The organism is uncultured Marinobacter sp. (genome assembly GCF_913055835.1).
In the GTDB taxonomy this organism is placed as follows: domain Bacteria; phylum Pseudomonadota; class Gammaproteobacteria; order Pseudomonadales; family Oleiphilaceae; genus Marinobacter.
Window position 1 is genome coordinate 62,063 of the sequence record NZ_CAJXKQ010000007.1, and the last position, 18,754, is coordinate 80,816.

General features: G+C 58.6%; 17 protein-coding genes. 9 read left to right on the top strand and 8 right to left on the bottom strand.

Annotated elements, in window-relative coordinates; genetic code table 11:
- Positions 1–4: 4 nt before the first annotated feature.
- Positions 5–853, bottom strand: coding sequence for a DUF6502 family protein (locus tag QZ534_RS06120; protein WP_296932690.1), 849 nt, complete (start codon positions 851–853; stop codon positions 5–7).
- Positions 854–935: 82 nt separating this feature from the next.
- Complete coding sequence (locus QZ534_RS06125; RefSeq protein ID WP_296932693.1) at positions 936–2,399, bottom strand: DUF5666 domain-containing protein; 1,464 nt, start codon at positions 2,397–2,399, stop codon at positions 936–938.
- A 206-nt stretch (positions 2,400–2,605) separates the two neighbouring features.
- On the opposite strand from QZ534_RS06125, the gene QZ534_RS06130 reads away from it, so the two are divergent.
- Positions 2,606–2,779, top strand: coding sequence for a DUF6435 family protein (locus tag QZ534_RS06130; protein ID WP_296932697.1), 174 nt, complete (start codon positions 2,606–2,608; stop codon positions 2,777–2,779).
- A gap of 12 nt (positions 2,780–2,791) precedes the next feature.
- Here QZ534_RS06130 and QZ534_RS06135 read toward each other — a convergent pair whose 3' ends face one another.
- Together QZ534_RS06135 and QZ534_RS06140 are read right to left on the bottom strand one after the other, a co-directional pair.
- The gene (locus QZ534_RS06135) at positions 2,792–3,136 is read right to left on the bottom strand and encodes a chaperone modulator CbpM (protein WP_296932700.1); all 345 of its coding nucleotides are present in this window, start codon (positions 3,134–3,136) and stop codon (positions 2,792–2,794) included.
- 13 nt (positions 3,137–3,149) lie between these two features.
- Entirely contained in the window at positions 3,150–4,121 is a 972-nt protein-coding gene (locus tag QZ534_RS06140; RefSeq protein WP_296932702.1) for a DnaJ C-terminal domain-containing protein, read from the bottom strand.
- Positions 4,122–4,346: 225 nt separating this feature from the next.
- On the opposite strand from QZ534_RS06140, the gene QZ534_RS06145 reads away from it, so the two are divergent.
- Positions 4,347–5,555, top strand: coding sequence for an MFS transporter (locus tag QZ534_RS06145; protein WP_296932705.1), 1,209 nt, complete (start codon positions 4,347–4,349; stop codon positions 5,553–5,555).
- 2 nt (positions 5,556–5,557) lie between these two features.
- Here QZ534_RS06145 and fba read toward each other — a convergent pair whose 3' ends face one another.
- From fba to tkt, 4 genes are all read right to left on the bottom strand, one after another.
- A complete protein-coding gene (gene fba, locus QZ534_RS06150; RefSeq protein ID WP_048496096.1) occupies positions 5,558–6,622 on the bottom strand; it encodes a class II fructose-bisphosphate aldolase in 1,065 nt (354 codons plus the stop codon).
- Between the two features lie 239 nt (positions 6,623–6,861).
- The gene (locus QZ534_RS06155) at positions 6,862–8,022 is read right to left on the bottom strand and encodes a phosphoglycerate kinase (protein ID WP_296932711.1); all 1,161 of its coding nucleotides are present in this window, start codon (positions 8,020–8,022) and stop codon (positions 6,862–6,864) included.
- Positions 8,023–8,051: 29 nt separating this feature from the next.
- On the bottom strand, positions 8,052–9,083 hold the full coding sequence (gene gap, locus QZ534_RS06160; RefSeq protein WP_296932713.1) for a type I glyceraldehyde-3-phosphate dehydrogenase: 1,032 nt from the start codon (positions 9,081–9,083) through the stop codon (positions 8,052–8,054).
- Positions 9,083–11,083 carry a transketolase gene (gene tkt / locus QZ534_RS06165; protein ID WP_296932716.1) on the bottom strand — a complete coding sequence of 667 codons (2,001 nt, stop codon included), beginning with the start codon at positions 11,081–11,083 and terminating at the stop codon, positions 9,083–9,085. Before tkt ends, gap begins: the two co-directional genes overlap by 1 nt.
- Before the next feature lie 237 nt (positions 11,084–11,320).
- Here tkt and QZ534_RS06170 point away from each other — a divergent pair, with 237 nt between their 5' ends.
- The 7 genes from QZ534_RS06170 to QZ534_RS06200 all read left to right on the top strand — a co-directional run bounded on the left by QZ534_RS06170 (position 11,321) and on the right by QZ534_RS06200 (position 18,737).
- A complete protein-coding gene (locus tag QZ534_RS06170; protein ID WP_296932719.1) occupies positions 11,321–12,322 on the top strand; it encodes a metalloregulator ArsR/SmtB family transcription factor in 1,002 nt (333 codons plus the stop codon).
- Positions 12,323–12,471: 149 nt separating this feature from the next.
- Positions 12,472–13,662 (top strand): methionine adenosyltransferase, encoded by a 1,191-nt coding sequence (gene metK, locus QZ534_RS06175; protein WP_296932721.1) that lies wholly within the window; start codon positions 12,472–12,474, stop codon positions 13,660–13,662.
- Positions 13,663–13,725: 63 nt separating this feature from the next.
- Complete coding sequence (ahcY, locus tag QZ534_RS06180; protein WP_296932724.1) at positions 13,726–15,120, top strand: adenosylhomocysteinase; 1,395 nt, start codon at positions 13,726–13,728, stop codon at positions 15,118–15,120.
- A gap of 12 nt (positions 15,121–15,132) precedes the next feature.
- The gene (gene metF, locus QZ534_RS06185) at positions 15,133–16,002 is read left to right on the top strand and encodes a methylenetetrahydrofolate reductase [NAD(P)H] (RefSeq protein ID WP_014578167.1); all 870 of its coding nucleotides are present in this window, start codon (positions 15,133–15,135) and stop codon (positions 16,000–16,002) included.
- A 453-nt stretch (positions 16,003–16,455) separates the two neighbouring features.
- Positions 16,456–17,214 carry a transporter substrate-binding domain-containing protein gene (locus QZ534_RS06190; protein WP_296932729.1) on the top strand — a complete coding sequence of 253 codons (759 nt, stop codon included), beginning with the start codon at positions 16,456–16,458 and terminating at the stop codon, positions 17,212–17,214.
- 91 nt (positions 17,215–17,305) lie between these two features.
- Positions 17,306–17,977 carry an amino acid ABC transporter permease gene (locus QZ534_RS06195; RefSeq protein ID WP_069184433.1) on the top strand — a complete coding sequence of 224 codons (672 nt, stop codon included), beginning with the start codon at positions 17,306–17,308 and terminating at the stop codon, positions 17,975–17,977.
- 13 nt (positions 17,978–17,990) lie between these two features.
- A complete protein-coding gene (locus QZ534_RS06200) occupies positions 17,991–18,737 on the top strand; it encodes an amino acid ABC transporter ATP-binding protein (RefSeq protein ID WP_296932735.1) in 747 nt (248 codons plus the stop codon).
- Positions 18,738–18,754 lie beyond the last annotated feature (17 nt).

Below are 18,754 nucleotides of genomic sequence, written 5' to 3' on the forward strand. Positions count from 1 at the left end.
GCACTCAATCTCCTTTCGGCTCTTTACCGGCAGGCTCTTCAAAGAAGAAGATGCTGACGCCGGTGCGGACCGGATCCCCGGATTCACTGCCAGACTTTTGGCCCGCAATATCGCGATCATGGGGACCAAGCCATTTGTCCAGCTGTTCCAGTAGTGCCTGGGACTGGGCAGCTGCATGCCGGCGCCAGCGCTCCATCACTTCCGGAGGGATGTTGTTGTAGGTCAGGGTTCTCTGGAACAGCGGTGGCTGCCCGGTTTCGTCACTGACCAGATTATGATCAATCGTCGCTATGAGATCTGATACGTCCTCACCGAATATCTGGAGCATTTCCTCACTGTCTCCAGCCGGAACATAGGCCCTCTGCTGCAGGACCAACCGGCCCGATTCACCGTCTACTGACACCACACCCACACGAAGCAGTTCATCCAGCACTGCGCGGGGCGGCATATCGCCGCTGTACCGCTTGACCAGTTCACTGAAGCTCAACGGTCCGTCAAAGGCCAGCATGTCTGGTTCTCCGTCTCCGGCCTGGAAGGCGGCATCGTGCACCCAACCCGACACCACCCGGGAAGCCCGATTGGTGTGGAGCACGTCCCGGGTTCCGGTGTGTTCCCCGGCCAGGATTTCCCGTTGGCGCTTGACTTCCTTTCGGGTCAGCCCGGTCATCACCGCTGCGCGGGAGTCCGTGGGCTTGCGGCGCCCGTCGGGAAAGTCTTCCAGGGCGGCTTCCACATAGGCACGTTTTACCAGCTCGGAAAACTCGCCGAATGGGATGCCGTTTCTCAGCAGCAACCTCGCCAGGGGGCGCAGAATGCGGAACAGCGCTTGGTGCAGGGGGTTGGTCTTTTTCATGTTTGGGATTGTATTCCCATAGCGACATCGAAAGCCACAATGCGGGCCGACATCCGCCCGGCCCGCACCTATGGCTCACTTATCAATCATCATCGCTGTCGTCGTCGCTACTATCATCGTCGACTTCGACATTATCAGTCAGCTCGTACTGACCACCGCTGGTCTGGCGGTACTCGATTTCCACTTCATCACCAACCTGGGCCCCAGACAGGCTATAGCCATTACGGAGCACCTCAAGATTCATGATGGTGATCGACTCGGCTCCGATCGCACTCACCCGTGCTTCGAGTTCGAAATCGTCATCGTCGTCGTCATCCTCGCGCTCAATGCTGAGGGCCTCGAGGAATCCGCCCTCACTGCTGCGCTGACGGCCCTCGATTTCCAGGTAATCGCCCACCTGCAGGCTCTGGACATCCTGGGCGCGACTGCGACGGTCATCGTCATCATCGTCGTCGTCATCAATCAGGGTATTGCTGGTGAGCCGAACACTGACGCCACTGACGACCAGGGTTTCACCGGCAAGATCTATGGACTCGATGCGGCCATCCAGCTCGGCGTCGGACTCCCGGCCCTCAATCTCTTCAGCCACCAGGATGCCATTGCGGAAATCCCCTTCCACCTTCACGAACAGGCCATCGGAAAGGCTGCTTTCGCGCAGGTCGTCAAATTCGGTGCCGCCGTTAATCTGGACCCTGACGCCATTTACCGAGAACTGGCGGCTGGCAGCGTCATAGTCGTAAATGCTACCGGAAATTTCGACATCGTCGTCATCGTCGAAGAGGTCGTCCTCGTCGTCGATTTCCTCGGCCATGATGGTGTTTCCGTTGAGATACCCTTCCACTTCCACGACGATTCCGTCCGCCAGATCATCCAGGGAGAAGTCGTCATCACCGACAGCGCTGGTGTAATCGATCAGGAAGCTGTTGATGGTGAAGGTCTCGGCACTTGTGTCCAGGTTGGCAACAATGCCTTCAATTTCGACTTCGTTGTCGTCATCGAAGTCGAGGCCGATGGCACGGGCACCCACGAAGCTTGCCCGGAAGCTGCCATCCTCCAGGCGCCAGGCGCTGACTCTAACCCGGTACCCTCCCGGGTTGCCGGCGATCATAGTCGGAGTCGCACCACGAAAGACCGTTTTGCCGTCCAGTGAAATAGTCTGGCCCAGCATCGTGAGGCTTCCGGTACGGGTCACTTCATCCCAGCTCATGGCGGAAATGGGGCCCCGAAGTGTGTCGTCGTAACTGACCCTTTCTGCCCTGCCTTCTCCACGGTCATCCCAGTCGCCCTCCACTTTGAGAATCATGCCCTTTTCGAGCTGATCCTCGCGTTCCAGGCCATCATCGCTGCTGACACTGCCGTTCGTAGCGAAACGGGTTCCGTTGACATAGACGCTGCCAAAACCGGTGACTGCACCCACACTGGTACCCGATGAGGTACCACTGGTGGAGGAGTCTCCGGAGCCTCCGCCACCACAAGCGGCAAGAGCACCGGCCAGAGCCCCGGTCATGGCCAACTTCACTGCGATTGCTAAAGGTTTGCGATTCATCGTTCTTCTCCAGGCTTGTTCTTGCATCCCCGGGCAGTCGCCGTTGACCACCCAATCTCTTCATTGGGATTATTTTCCCAATTAATTATTTGGGAATTTAATCCCAACTTTTGCGACTGTCCAGTTTTTGATCATGAAAATTTTGTGAACTTTATGGGTCGGAAAACGTAAAGCTCTGAACAGTCAGCCAAAAAGGGACCACAACCATGCTGGGATTTTTGAAAGGCGATCCGAAGAAAAAACTGCAGAAGGATTACGAGGCGAAACTTGCCAAAGCACTGGATGCCCAGCGCAACGGCGATCTGAGAACTCACGGTACGCTTATGGAAGAGGCGGAAAAGATCTACGCCGAGATTCAGGCGCTGGAAGAAAAGAAATAACCGGGGGAGCTTTTACTCCCCCATCAATTGCCGGATGCGATGATTGAGACGGCCCACTTCCCGGCGCATTTCCTCCACCTCATCCAGTAGCTCCAGAGACATGGCCAGCCCGGGCAGATTCATTTTCAGATCCCGCTGCAGCCTCTGGGCCTTGCGTAACCGGCTCAGGGCACCGACGTCGAACTCCCAGTGCCGTGCTTCCGGTGACTCCTCCACCGGGGCAATGATCCCGTAGTCCACCAGTTTGATGACGAACTCGGCATGACACTCGCCGCGCTCGCAGATTTCACGCAGGGTGAAGGTGCTGCCATGCTGATCGAGCACCTCGACCGTCAGAATATGATCTTGCTTGCTCATACCTTACTCCCGCTCACACGTGAATCTTGCTGCGTGGATTGAAGTTCTTCTCGGCCTCCGCCAGTTGCTCGTAGAGCTTCTCGGCTTCGGCGCTGTGTTTCTCGGGCATGGCGATCTGCAGGATGACAATCTGATCGCCCGGATGTTTGCCCGGGAATCCCTTGCCCTTGAGCCGAAGCTTCCGGCCACTGGTGGAGCCCCTGGGTACTTTCACATTCACCTTAGAGCCAACGGTTGGCACTGTCACCGTTGCACCGAGAGCTGCTTCCCAGGGCGCTATCGGCACAGTCACCATCACATCCCGGCCTTCCACGGCAAAGTGCGGATGTGGCGCAAACTCCACCTCAATGAACAGATCACCCGGCTCTCCGCCGCCAATACCCGGCGAGCCCTGGCCCTTGAGGCGGATGTTCTGCCCCTCGCGCATGCCGGCGGGAATCTTCACTTTCAGGGTCTTTTGCCGCGGAATCACCCGGCCATGCTCATCGGCCTCATGGACCGCGAAAGACACCTGCTTTTCACAGCCGTGAAACGCCTCTTCCAGGAACAGGGCAATCCTGGCGTGCACGTCCTCACCGCGCATTCTCATGTTCTGGCGGAAACCGCCACCACCAAAGCCACCGGAAAAGCCGCCGCGGCGGCCACCACCGAAGATTTCCTCGAAGAAATCGCTGAACTGGCGGGCGTCGGCCTCGGTGTAACCACCGCCACCGAAGCCGGATGCGCTCTGCCAGCCCGGAGGTGGTTCGAAGGAGCCGTCAGCACGGGCGCCGTATTTACGCAGCTGGTCGTATTCCGCCCGTTTTTCGGGATCTTTCAGTACTTCGTAGGCTTCACCCACATCCTTGAATTTGGTGTCGGCGTCCTCTTCCTTGCTGACATCCGGATGGTATTTCCGTGCCAGCTTCCGATAGGCCTTTTTAATCTCCTCGGGGGAGGCAGACTCACTGACACCGAGCACGGCGTAATAGTCTTTGAAGTCCATCGCACTCCTCGTTACTGATCATCATGCGTGATCACTTATTGATCTCTGTTACCTATATTTGACGCTGGCAGCGAAAATACAAGCACTCGGTGTTGCGCAGTTGCGGTAGATCAAACACGTGAGAGCTTGTGACCCATCCCACTGTGGTAATTCGTATGGCATCTCGTTCCGATAGAGTTGAGAATTACCGGTTTTACTCTTTCAACCAGCGCCAGGGAGAGCTCTTTGAGCAGCGAACCAGCCACACGACTCCGGATTTTCCTGATCGAATTCGCATTGGCACTTGGTGGATTTGCCATCGGTACGGGTGAATTCGCCATCATGGGCCTGATGCCCAATGTGTCGCAGGATCTCGGTGTCACCGAGCCACAGGTGGGCCATCTGATCAGCGCCTATGCGCTGGGAGTTGTGGTGGGTGCGCCGCTATTGGCGGTTATCGGAGCCCGTTTTTTCCGGCGCCAGTTGCTGATTTGGCTGATGGGCTTTTATGCGGCAGGGAATCTGGCGAGCGCCCTGGCGGCGGACTACACCGGGGTCATGATTGCCCGATTTGTGGCCGGCCTCCCCCACGGAGCGTATTTCGGCGTCGCCTGCCTGGTGGCGGCGTCCCTGGTGCCAGTCCATCAACGGGCAAAAGCGGTCAGCCGCGTCATGATGGGGCTGACCCTGGCGCTATTGCTAGGCAACCCCATGGCGGCCTGGATGGGGCAGTCTCTGGACTGGCGTTACGTGTACATGTTCGTTGGGCTCATTTCCGTGCTCACCCTGACCATGGTGATCTCGGTACTGCCAACGGATCCGCAGGAACAACGGAAGGGGGCGTTCAGCGAAATTCGGGCGTTCAACCGGGCCGGCATCTGGTTTGCCCTGGCCATCGGCGCCATTGGTTTCTCCGGTATGTTCGCCGTGTTCAGCTACCTGGCGCCGACACTGCTGGAAGTAACAAAGGTTGAAGAATACTGGATTCCTCTTGCACTGGCAGTATTCGGACTGGGTGGGTTCACCGGTAACCTGCTCGGTGGCTGGCTGTTCGATCGCCTCGGATTCCGGGCGGTCGGCGTTATCCTGTTACTGAGCGCCTGCATCTTGTTGGTCTTCCCCTCCACGACCGGCACACTTCCGATATTGCTGATTGCCTGTTTCCTGATCGCCATGATGGGCGCCCTCGGTCCGGCGCTGCAGACCCATCTGATGGATGTGGCTCACGGCGCCCAGAACCTGGCGGCGGCTTCCCACCATGCTGCCTTCAATGTTGCCAACGCCCTTGGGCCCTGGCTGGCAGGTATGGCTATCACCGCTGGTTTCGGCTGGTCTTCGACAGGCTATGTTGGGGCTACGACTGCAACCATCGGGCTGCTCATCTTCCTGGCGGCCTGGCGCCACAAACAAAAAGGCCCCCGCAATGCGGAGGCCAATTCGGTTCCGGTCTCTTAAGCTTACTTGACCTTTGGGTCCAGCTCGCCTGAGGCGTAACGCTCGAACATGCGCTCGAGGTTTACCGGCTTGATCTTGCTGGCGTTGCCGGCACAACCGAAGGCTTCGTAGCGTGCAATGCACACTTCGGTCATGGCCTTCATGGTTTCCTTGAGGAATTTGCGCGGGTCGAACTCGGCCGGGTTCTCGGCCAGGAAGCGACGGACAGCACCGGTGCTGGCCAGGCGCAGGTCGGTGTCGATGTTGACCTTGCGCACGCCGTGCTTGATGCCTTCCACGATTTCTTCAACCGGTACGCCGTAGGTTTCCGGAATCTCGCCACCGTATTCGTTGATGATCTTCAGCCACTCCTGGGGCACGGAGCTGGAGCCGTGCATAACCAGGTGGGTGTCCGGAATGCGGGCATGGATGGCTTTGATCTGGTCGATGGCCAGGATGTCGCCTGTGGGCGGACGGGTAAACTTGTAGGCGCCGTGGCTGGTACCGATGGCAATGGCCAGGGCGTCCACGTGGGTTTTCTTGACGAAGTCGGCCGCTTCTTCCGGGTCGGTCAGCATCTGGCTGTGGTCCAGGGTGCCTTCGGCACCGATGCCGTCTTCTTCACCGGCCTGGCCGGTTTCCAGGGAACCCAGGCAACCCAGCTCGCCTTCTACGGAGACACCACAGGCGTGGGCCATTTCAACGGTGCGACGGGTAACGTCGACGTTGTATTCGTAGTCGGTGGGGGTTTTGCCATCTTCACCAAGGGAGCCGTCCATCATCACGGAGCTGAAGCCCAGCTGGATGGAGCGCTGGCACACGGAAGGGCTGGTGCCATGATCCTGGTGCATGACTACCGGGATGTGCGGAAATTCTTCGATGGCCGCCAGGATCAGGTGGCGCAGGAAGGGGGCGCCGGCGTATTTGCGGGCACCGGCGGAGGCCTGGACAATCACCGGGGAGTCGGTTTTGTCGGCGGCTTCCATGATGGCGCGCATCTGTTCCAGGTTGTTGACGTTAAAGGCTGGCACACCGTAACCATGCTCGGCGGCGTGATCCAGCATTTGCCGCATCGAAATCAGGGCCATGGGTCGTCTCCTTCATTTGGACTTTGGGTAGTTGAATTCTGTTTCTGTGCAGGACTCCTCTGGTTTGGCTTGGGAGTCTGCTGCGGCAGGTGGAGGATCGCTTCCCGGGACACGCTGTAAATACGTCCATGTACGCTTGACTGCAGCATCCATGCTGCAGACAGTCCCGGGAAGCGATCCTCCACCTGCCTTGCGTTCTGGCCTTTCTGCTTGCTTTAGCCAGAGCCGCCCTTGTTTGTTTATTCGCCGCGTTCTTCCAATACTGCTACTGCCGGGAGTGTCTTGCCCTCTACGAATTCGAGGAAGGCGCCACCACCGGTGGAAATATACGAGATTTTGTCAGCAACGCCGTACTTGTCAACGGCGGCGACGGTGTCACCACCGCCAGCGAGGGAGAAGGCGTCGCTTTCGGCGATGGCTTCGGCCAGGGCTTTGGTGCCGTTGCCGAACTGGTCGAACTCAAAGACGCCGACCGGGCCATTCCACAGGATGGTTTTGGCGTTTTTCAGCAACTGGGCGAATTCGCCTGCTGTTTCCGGGCCCACATCGAGGATCATGTCGTCGTCGGTGACGTCGGAGATGTTCTTGACGGTGGCGGTGGCGGTTTCGGCGAACTCGCTGGCGACCACGACGTCGACCGGCAGCGGGATTTCAACGCGGCTGGCGATGTCTTTGGCGGTGTCGATCAGGTCGTGTTCGCACAGGGATTTGCCCACCGGGTGACCGGCTGCGGCCAGGAAGGTGTTGGCGATGCCGCCGCCTACAATAATGGAGTCGCAGACTTTCTCCAGAGCATTGAGCACGTCCAGTTTGGTGGAGACTTTGGAGCCGCCAACGATCGCAACCACGGGCTTGGCCGGGTTATCCAGGGCTTTGCCCAGAGCTTCCAGCTCGGCCGCCAGCAGCGGGCCGGCGCAGGCTTCCGGGGCGAATTTGGCCACGCCGTGGGTGGAGGCCTGGGCGCGGTGGGCAGTGCCGAAGGCGTCCATCACGTAGACGTCACACAGGGCCGCGTATTTCTTGGCGAGGTCTTCGTTGTCTTTCTTTTCGCCCTTGTTGAAGCGAACGTTCTCGAACAGGACAACTTCTCCATCGGCTACTTCAACGCCGTCCAGGTAGTCCTTGATCAGGCGGACTTCCTGGCCGAGGACTTTGGTCAGGTGATCAGCAACCGGCTTCATGGAGGAAGCTTCGTCGTACACGCCTTCTTCCGGGCGGCCCAGGTGGGACATCAGCATGACCTTGGCGCCGGCGTCTTTGGCGGCCTTGATGGTGGGCAGTGACGCTCGGATGCGGGCGTCGCTGGAGACTTTGCCGTCCTTGACCGGCACGTTCAGGTCTTCGCGGATCAGCACTCGCTTGCCGGCGAGGTTGAGGTCAGTCATTTTCTTGATGGCCATAACGTTCTTCCCTTCAACAAAATTTCAGATTAAGAATGTTTGGTTAACCAGCTTTTGCTGACATCGAGCATCCGGTTCGCGAACCCCCACTCATTATCGAACCAGCACAGCACTTTCACCATGGTGCCCCCGGTTACCCGGGTCTGGCCGCCGTCGACCACGCCGGAATGGGCGTCGTGGTTGAAATCGGAGCTGGCCAGCAGTTCGTCGGTATAGCCGAGTATGCTCTTCAACGGGCCGTTGGCGGCCTCTTTTAACAGGTTGTTCACCGTTGCCACATCGGTGCTCTTACGAACGTTCACCACCATGTCGATGGCGGACACGTTCATGGTCGGAACCCGCATGGCCACCGAGCTGAACTTGCCCTCCATGTTGGGGAGCAGCCGTTCGATGCCCTTGGCGAGGCCGGTTTCCACCGGGACGATGTTGTGCAGGGCGCTCCGAGTGCGCCGCAGGTCCTGGTGGTGGTAGGCGTCTATAACTGGCTGGTCGTTCATGGCGGCGTGGATGGTGGTGGTGCTGCCCTGCTCCACACCAAACGCGTCATCCAGCACTTTGATCACTGGCACTAGGCAGTTGGTGGTGCAGGAGGCGGCGGCCACGATTACATCATCAGCTGTGAGATCAGCGTGGTTCACACCGTAGACCACGGTGCGGTCTACATCTGACTCGGCCGGCTGCGAAAACAGCAGCTGTTTGGCACCGGAATCGATGTGCTTCTGGGCCGTGGCGCGATCAGAGAAGGCGCCGGAGCATTCCAGTACCAGATCGACATCCAACAGCCGCCAGGGCAGTTCTGCCGGGTCAGCATGACTCAACACGCGAATAGCATCGCCATTGACCATGAGGTCCTGGCCCGATACCGAAATATCACCCTGGAAACGGCCGTGGGTGGAATCGTATCGGGTCAGGTGGGCAATGGTGTCGATATCCGACAACTCGTTGATCGCGACCACCTGCCGGTGGTCGCGGAAGCCGTTTTCATAAAGCGCGCGCAACACGCACTGGCCGATTCGGCCGTACCCGTTGATGGCGACACGAAAAGGCGTAGAGTCTGTCATCAGGCGTCCAGCAGCTCAGCCGCCACTTCCAGGACGTTGTCGACGGTAAAGCCGAATTCCTTGAACAGCTCGCCGGCAGGCGCTGACTCACCGAAGGTGGTCATGCCGATGATGCGACCATCCAGGCCAACGTACTTGTACCAGTAGTCGGCAATGCCTGCTTCAATGGCGATGCGGTTGGTCACATCCAGCGGCAGAACCTGCTGCTTGTACTCGGCGCTCTGGGCATCGAACACGTCGGTGGACGGCATGGAGACCACGCGCACTTTTTTGCCCTGCTCCCGCAGCTTGGCAGCGGCGTCCTGGGCCAGGGCTACTTCGGAGCCGGTGGCAATCAGGATCAGCTCCGGTGTGCCTTCGCTGTCAGACAGGATGTAGGCGCCTTTGGCCACGTCTGCCAGTTGCTGGGCATCACGGTCCTGGGCGGGCAGTCCCTGACGGGAGAACACCATAGCGGTGGGACCGTCTTTGCGTTCCAGGGCAGCTTTCCAGGCCACTGCAGATTCAACGGTATCAGCCGGACGCCACATGCTCATGTTGGGCGTGGTGCGCAGGCTCGCCATCTGCTCGATCGGCTGGTGTGTCGGGCCGTCTTCGCCCAGGCCGATGGAATCGTGGGTGAACACGAAGATGGAGCGCTGCTTCATCAGTGCGGCCATGCGCACGGCGTTGCGACAGTATTCCATGAAGATCAGGAAGGTCGCGCCGTAAGGCACGAAACCGCCGTGCAGGGCGATGCCGTTCATGATGGCGGCCATGCCGAATTCACGAACGCCGTAGTAGATGTAGTTGCCGGAGGCATCTTCCTTGGTCAGTCCCTTGGTGTCGGACCAGATGGTCAGGTTGGAACCGGCCAGGTCGGCAGAGCCGCCCATCAGTTCCGGCAGCAGCGGGCCGTAGGCGTTCAGCGTGTTCTGGGACGCCTTACGGGAGGCCACGGTCTCGGCCTTGTCCTGGCATTCCTGGATATAGGCCTGGGCCTTCTCGGCAAAATCGGCAGGCAGGTCACCGGCCATGCGGCGCTTAAATTCAGCGGCAAGCTCGGGCTCGGCTTTCTCGTAGGCGGCGAACTTCTGCTCCCACTCGGATTGTGCCGCGGCGCCTTTCTCACGGGCGTTCCAGGCACTGGCGATGTCGGCCGGGATTTCGAACGGGCCATGTTGCCAGCCCAACTGCTCGCGGGTCAGGGTGATTTCGTCGTCGCCGAGAGGTGCACCGTGACAGCTTTCCTTGCCCTGCTTGTTCGGGGAACCGAAACCGATGATGGTCTTGCAGCAGATCAGGGTGGGCTGATCAGTGTTGGCACGGGCGGCTTCGATGGCGGCGCGAATGGCGTCGGCGTCGTGGCCATCGACTGCGGGAATCACCTGCCAGCCGTAGGATTCGAAACGCTGCGGGGTGTTATCGGTGAACCAGCCCTCAACCTCGCCATCGATGGAGATGCCGTTGTCGTCGTAGAAGAACACAAGCTTGCCGAGGCCGAGGGTGCCGGCCAGGGACGCCACTTCGTGAGAGATGCCTTCCATGAGGCAGCCGTCGCCGAGGAACGCGTAGGTGTAGTGATCAACAATCTCGTGGCCGGGTCGGTTGAACTGCGCTGCCAGGGACTTTTCGGCAATGGCAAAACCAACGGCGTTGGCGATGCCTTGGCCCAGCGGGCCGGTGGTGGTTTCAATGCCCGGCGTATAGCCGTATTCCGGGTGACCCGGAGTCTTGGAATGCAACTGACGAAAGTTCTTGATGTCGTCAATGGAAACGTCGTAACCGCTCAGGTGCAGCAGGGAGTACTGCAGCATGGAGCCATGACCGTTGGACAGCACAAAGCGGTCACGGTTGGCCCACTGAGGGTTGGCCGGGTTGTGGCTCAGGTAATCGTTCCACAGAACCTCGGCGATATCCGCCATACCCATGGGCGCACCCGGGTGGCCGGACTTGGCTTTCTGAACCGCATCCATGCTCAGCGCGCGAATGGCGTTGGCGAGATCTTTACGAGACGGCATTGACGTTTCTCCAGTGTTTTGCAGGAAAAGAATTCGTAGTGATTAAAGGGCGATCAAAAATGAGGCGCGTATTTTCGCCGATTAGTGTGTGCCGGGGCAAATCGGCATGTGCCTGTTTCACGATTGTTTGCCTGTGGATTTCCGAAAGAGCCTGATTTCAAAGAACGATAAATCTATATCAAAATTTTTTGATATTCCTATTGATTGACCACCCGAAGCACCCTAAACTTCGTTCCCATGACATCCATGAACGCACACGCCGACAACCTGTCCTCCGTAGAGGCGCTGGCCCCGATCTTCAAAGCGAGCGGGGACCCGTTGCGCCTGGAGATCTTGCGTGTGCTTAGAAGGGATACTTTCGGGGTACTGGAGCTAAGCCAGCTGTTTGATATGCGCCAGTCCGGCATGAGCCACCATCTGAAGGTGATGAACAAAGCCGGCCTGCTGGAGCCGCAGCGTGAGGGCAATGCGATCTTCTATCGCCGCCCGCTGCACCTCGACAGCGACAAGCCGACTGACCAGACGATACGCCAGATATTCGAAGCGGTAGACCGGGTGCCACTGCCTCCTCACCTGCAGGAGCGCATTGAGGCCATCCGCACCCAGCGCGCGGACCAGTCCCAGGCCTTTTTTGCCCGGCATGCAGAGCAGTTCAGGGAACAACAGGAGCTGATTGCAGCGTTTGAACTTTACGCTGAGCCGGTTGCGGAGTTGATTCGCAAGCGTTCCCGCAAAAACCAGTGGCAGACCGCCCTGGAAATAGGACCGGGCGAAGGCGGCTTTCTGCCGATACTTGCAGAACTCTGTGGCCACGTGGTGGCCCTGGACAACAGCCGGGACATGCTGGCCAAGGCTACCCGGACGTGCATTGACGAGCGGCTGAACAACATTGACCTGATCGAGGGCGTTACCGATACCCTGCTGGCCAGGGGAGACGCGTTCGACCTGGTGGTTGCCAATATGGTTCTGCACCACGTGCCCAGTCCCGCAGATATCTTTCTGGATGCCGCGGCGCTGATGAATAACGGCGGCTGCTTCGTCATCAGCGACCTGTGCAGTCACGATCAGGACTGGGCAAAAGCGAACTGCGGTGATCTCTGGCTGGGCTTTGAACCGGAAGAGCTCACAACCTGGGCTGCAGACGCCGGCCTGGTTGCCGGAGAACAGCTGTTCATCGGCTTACGGAACGGGTTCCAGATCCAGGTGCGCGAATTCTGGAAACACGGCGGCCAGATTTGACGACCTGAATCGCAATATCAACAAATTTTGATATACGGATACGTAGTTTTACGTATCCTCACACAGACCACCAAACCGGATACCGGAAAGCGCTTTAAGAAAGCCACTTACCGGCCTGAATTTGAATCGCTCACAGAGGAGCATGCGTTATGGCTGACTACAACATCTTCACTTCCGAATCGGTCTCTGAAGGCCACCCGGACAAACTGGCAGACCAGATCTCTGATGCCGTGCTGGACGCTATCCTGACCGATGACCCGCACGCCCGCGTTGCCTGCGAAACCATGGTAAAAACCGGCGTAGCCATCGTTGGCGGTGAGATTACCACCAGTGCCTGGGTAGATCTGGAAGACCTGGTGCGTGGCGTGATCAAGGATATTGGTTACACCTCCTCTACCGTGGGCTACGACGGCGACACCTGCGGCGTGATCAACATCATCGGCAAGCAGTCCGTGGATATCGCCCAGGGTGTTGACCGCCAGAAGCCGGAAGATCAGGGCGCTGGCGACCAGGGCCTGATGTTCGGCTACGCCAGCAACGAAACCGACGTGCTGATGCCCGCGCCTATCACCTTCTCCCACCGTCTGGTCCAGCGCCAGGCCGAGGCCCGCAAGAGCGGCCTGCTGCCGTGGTTGCGCCCGGACGCCAAGAGCCAGGTGACCTGCCGTTATGAGAATGGCCGTGTTGCCGGCATCGACGCGGTGGTTCTGTCCACCCAGCACGATGAAGACGTGACCCAGGAAGATCTGAAAGAAGCGGTGATGGAGCTGATCGTCAAGCACGCTCTGCCCGCAGAGCTGCTGCACAAGGACACCCAGTTCCACATCAACCCGACTGGCAAGTTTGTGATCGGCGGCCCCGTTGGCGACTGTGGCCTGACCGGCCGCAAGATCATCGTAGACACCTACGGCGGCATGGCACGCCACGGTGGCGGTGCCTTCTCCGGCAAGGATCCTTCGAAGGTTGACCGCTCCGCCGCCTACGCCGGCCGTTACGTGGCCAAGAACATCGTTGCCGCCGGCCTGGCCGACAAGTGTGAGATTCAGGTGTCCTACGCCATCGGCGTGGCGCAGCCAACGTCGATCTCCCTGAACACCTTTGGCACCGGCAGGATCAGCGATGACAAGATCATCCAGCTGGTGCGCGACAACTTCGACCTGCGCCCGTACGCGATCACCAACATGCTTGACCTGCTGCACCCGATGTACCGGGCCACGGCAGCCTACGGCCACTTTGGCCGCGACCCGTACGAAATGACCGTGGGTGGCAAGACCTTTACCGCCTTCCCATGGGAGAAGACCGATCGCGCCGCCGCTCTCAAGGATGCTGCTGGTATCTAAACCGATTTCGGGCGTATGTCATCGGGCATACGCCCAAGCCAAACTGACTGACAGGAGAACACCATGAGCACTCCCGCAGAAAAACTGAACAGCTTTGACGACTACAAGGTTCGCGATATCTCCCTCGCCGGCTGGGGCCGGAAGGAGATCAACATCGCTGAAGGCGAAATGCCGGCCCTGATCAAGCTTCGTGAGAAATACAAAGCCGAGCAGCCGTTGAAAGGCGCCAACATCATGGGCTGTATCCACATGACCATCCAGACCGCCGTGCTGATCGAGACCCTGATTGAGCTTGGCGCCAATGTTCGCTGGTCCTCGTGCAACATCTTCTCAACCCAGGATCAGGCCGCAGCAGCCATCGCGGCACAAGGCATTCCCGTGTTTGCCTGGAAAGGCGAGACCGACGAAGAGTACGACTGGTGCCTGGAGCGTACCGTGGGAGCTGACGTCGACGGCTGGGAGCCGAATATGATCCTGGACGACGGCGGCGACCTGACTGCTCTGCTCCATGAAAAGTACCCCGAGATTCTGGCCAAGTGCCACGGTGTGACCGAAGAGACCACCACCGGCGTGCATCGCCTGCAGGAAATGCTGCGCGAAGGCACCCTGAAAGTTCCGGCCATCAACGTGAACGACGCGGTCACCAAGTCCAAGAACGACAACAAGTACGGTTGTCGCCACAGCCTGAACGACGCCATCAAGCGCGCGACCGACCACCTGCTGTCCGGCAAGAAAGCCCTAGTCATCGGCTACGGCGACGTAGGCAAGGGCTCTGCCGCGTCACTGCGCCAGGAAGGCATGATCGTGAAAGTCACCGAAGCCGATCCGATCTGTGCCATGCAGGCGTGCATGGACGGTTTTGAAGTGGTGTCCCCTTACATCGATGGCGTGAATACCGGCACCGAGGCGGGCGTGGACCGTGATCTGCTGCAGAACACTGATTTGCTGGTCACCACCACCGGCAACATGAACGTGTGCGATGCGCACATGCTCAAGGCGCTGAAGAGCGGAGCCGTGGTGTGCAACATCGGCCACTTCGATAACGAGATCGATACCGCCTACATGCGCAAGAACTGGGAATGGGACGAGGTTAAGCCGCAGGTGCACGTTGTGTACCGCGACAAGGCCACCAACGACCACCTGATTCTGCTGTCCGAAGGCCGCCTGGTAAACCTGGGTAACGCTACCGGTCACCCGTCACGGATCATGGATGGCTCTTTCGCCAACCAGGTTCTGGCCCAGATGTACCTGTTCGAGCGCAAGTTCGCGGATCTGCCGGAAGATGCCCGCGAGAAAGGCGTATACGTTCAGGTTCTGCCCAAGCATCTGGACGAGGAAGTGGCCCGCGCCATGGTGGAAGGCTTTGGTGGTGTGATCACCAAGATGACGCCGGAGCAGGCCAAATACATCGGTGTACCGGTCGAAGGCCCGTACAAGCCAGAAAGCTACAAGTACTGATCGGGTAAACAGATGCAATCCCAGAAACAGTTCAAGCGCCGTTTCAGCTTTGAGTTTTTCCCGCCCAAGACCGACCAGGGCAAGGAAAAGCTGCAGAACGTGCGCAACCAGCTGGCCGAGGTGAACCCGGACTTTTTCTCGGTCACCTTCGGCGCCGGTGGTTCCACGCGGGACCGCACCATCGAAACCGTGCTCAACCTGCATAGCCAGGGCATATCCACGGCTCCGCACCTTTCCTGCGTCGGGGGCACCCGCCAGGAAATCGGCGAGCTGCTGGATCTGTACCGGGAGCATGGAATCAACCGGATTGTCGCCCTGCGGGGCGACATGCCCTCCGGCATGGGGGCCGCCGGTGAGCTGCGCTACGCCAACGAGCTCGTGGAGTTTATCCGCGAGCACAGCGGTGACACCTTTAACCTGGAAGTGGCGGCGTACCCTGAGTTTCATCCCCAGGCCCGCAACGCCGAAGAAGATCTGAAGAACTTTGCCCGCAAGGTTCAGGCCGGTGCGAACAGCGCTATCACCCAGTACTTCTTCAACGCGGACAGCTACTTCTACTTCATCGACCGGCTGGAGAAAATGGGCGTTACCATTCCGGTGGTACCGGGCATCATGCCCATCGTCAATTTCTCCAACCTGGTTCGCTTCTCCGACATGTGCGGCGCGGAAATTCCCCGCTGGATTCGCAAACAGCTCGAAGCCTACGGCGACGACAGCGATTCCATCCGCAAGTTCGGTGAGGAAGTGGTTACCGAGATGTGCGAGAAGCTTTTGGCCGCCGGCGCGCCGGGTTTGCATTTCTATACCCTGAACCAGGTAGAACCCAGCATCAGCATCTGGAAGAACCTGGGCATCAGCGAGCGGGAGAAGATTGCTTTCTGATGCAGTTTGCTGATGTCGGATTACGGCCCGTTGGGCCTAATCCGACCTACTAGTCCTACCTGAAAACGCCTTAATTTGGGTTATCTTGATGTGGCGTCGGATTACGGCCCGCTGGGCCTAATCCGACCTACAGTACTCCTGGCAACCTGCAATGATTCTGGGTTGGCTTTGTGTCGGATTACGTCCCTTCGGGCCTAATCCGACCTACGGTTCACTTGGCAATCTCCCGCCTTCGTAGGTTGGATTAGGTCCGAAGGACCGTAATCCAACAGCCCGTCCCGGCCACCCTTACCCTGCCAAGCATTTGATTTCCTGTGCACATCTGCGTAATAGTCTAAAGTGTATGTGATGCAGTTCCACCAACGCTCCCCGGAGATCGCAGTCAACAGCAGTGATTGGTCCGGCTTGCCTTACCGGGCAAATGGAGCCTCATAAGAAAGAAAAGGAGATTGTATGAGCACGAAATGGCTGAAGACCCTAAGCGCCAGCCTGGCACTCACCGTTGCCGCAGGAACCGTAAGCGCAGAGACCCTGCGAGTCGTCACTGACCCGAGTTTCGTTCCGTTTGAAATGATGGATCAGGAAACCGGTGAGATGATCGGCTTCGACATGGAGATCATCCGGGAAGTGGCCGACCGTGCCGGTTTCGAGATTGACCTCAACACCATGGATTTCAACGGCATCATCCCGGCGCTGCAAACCGGCAACGTGGACATTGCCATTGCCGGCATCACGATTACCGACGAGCGTGAAGAAATCGTCGATTTCTCTGACCCGTACTACGATTCCGGTCTGCGCATTCTTGTTCGCGAGAGCAACGGCGATGTCAGCGAATTCGACGACCTCGAAGGCAAGAAAATCGGCACCAAGATCGGCAGCACCAGTTACGACTACCTGGTCAAGAATCTGGAAGCCGATGACGGTGTAACCCCTTACCCGGGTAGCTCCGACATGTACATGGCGCTGATGTCCCGCTCAATTGACGCTGTGTTCTACGATGCGCCAAACGTAGGCTACTTCGCCCGCACCAAGGGTGAAGGCAAGGTGAAGACCGTTGGGCCGCTGTACGAAGGCCAGCAATACGGCATCGCCCTGAAGAGTGGCAGTGAATGGGTTGATGACGTTAACGACGCCCTCGCCGCAATGAAAGAAGATGGTACCTACAAGACCATCTACGAGAAGTGGTTTGGCCCAATGCCTGAGGGCATGTAAGGGCTTCCGGACCCCAAAGGTCTGATTCCCTGTGCCGGGGCGTCACTGCCCCGGCAATTCGTGACTCCAAAACTCTGCGGAGACTCTCACTGTGGAATTCCAGTTTCAGTTCGACTGGCAGGCAGCCATCGACTCCATCCCTTTTCTGATTAAAGGGATCCCCTACACCCTGCTGATTTCCTTCGGCGGTCTTCTTATCGGTTTTGCCCTCGGCATTGTCTTTGGCCTGCTGAGCATCAATAAGAAGTGGTTCCTGCGGTGGCCGGCAACCGCCTACATCGAAATCTTTCGTGGCACTCCGATCCTGGTTCAGGTCCTGTTTATCTTCTACGGCCTGCCCGACCTGATCGGTGGTCCCATTGATCCCCTGACTGCAGGCATTGCGGCCATTGCCCTGAACTCCGGCGCCTATATATCCGAGGTGGTCCGTGGTGGCGTTCAGTCCATCGACAAGGGCCAGACGGAAGCCGGGCTCTCCCTGGGGCTGTCCCGTACCCAGACCTTCTGGTCTGTGGTCTGGCCACAGGCCTTTCGCCGGATGATTCCGCCGCTGGGTAACCAGGCCATCGTCAGTATCAAGGACACGTCGCTGTTCTCGGTGATTGGCGTGGGTGAGCTGGTTCGCCAGGGTCAGATCTATATTGCCAACACCTTTACCGCGTTTGAGGTGTATTTCGTGGTCGCGATTCTTTATCTGGCCATTACCCTCTCATTGTCCCTGATTCTCCGCTTCGTTGAGCGGCGCGGTCTGGCTTCTGTCTGAAGGAACGTTACCCATGACTCAGATTGTAAAAATGAAGGGCATGAACAAGTACTTCGGCAAACTGCATGTCCTGAAAGATATTGATCTAACTGTCGAGAAAGGCGAAGTGGTGGTGATTATCGGAGCCAGCGGCTCCGGCAAATCGACCCTGATCCGTTGTGTGAACGGCCTCGAGGAATTTGAATCCGGCACCCTGGAAGTGGATGGCCACCCGCTGGCGCCCAAGAGCGGCAACCCGAAATCCCTCGCGGAAATCCGCAAGGAAGTGGGCATGGTGTTCCAGCAGTTCAACCTGTTCCCGCACCTGACGGTGAAGAAGAACATCATGCTGGCCCCCCAGAAAGTCAAAAGCACCTCACAGACGGTGGCCAACGCCACCGCTGAGCGGCTGCTGAACCGGGTAGGCATTGGCAACCAGGCCGACAAATACCCCAGCCAGCTGTCCGGCGGCCAGCAACAGCGGGTCGCCATCGCCCGGGCCCTGGCCATGGAACCGCGCCTGATGCTGTTCGACGAACCAACCTCAGCCCTCGATCCGGAAATGATCGGTGAGGTGCTTGATGTTATGCGGGAGCTGGCCAAGGAAGGCATGACCATGATGGTCGTCACCCACGAGATGGGCTTCGCCCGTGAAGTAGCCGACCGCGTGATCTACATTCACGAAGGTGCGATTGTGGAACAGGGCAAACCGGACGATGTGTTCGATAACCCGCAGAACGAACGCACCCAGGCGTTTCTGTCGCGGGTTCTTGCGCATTGAGCCCAGCCAGCTTCAAA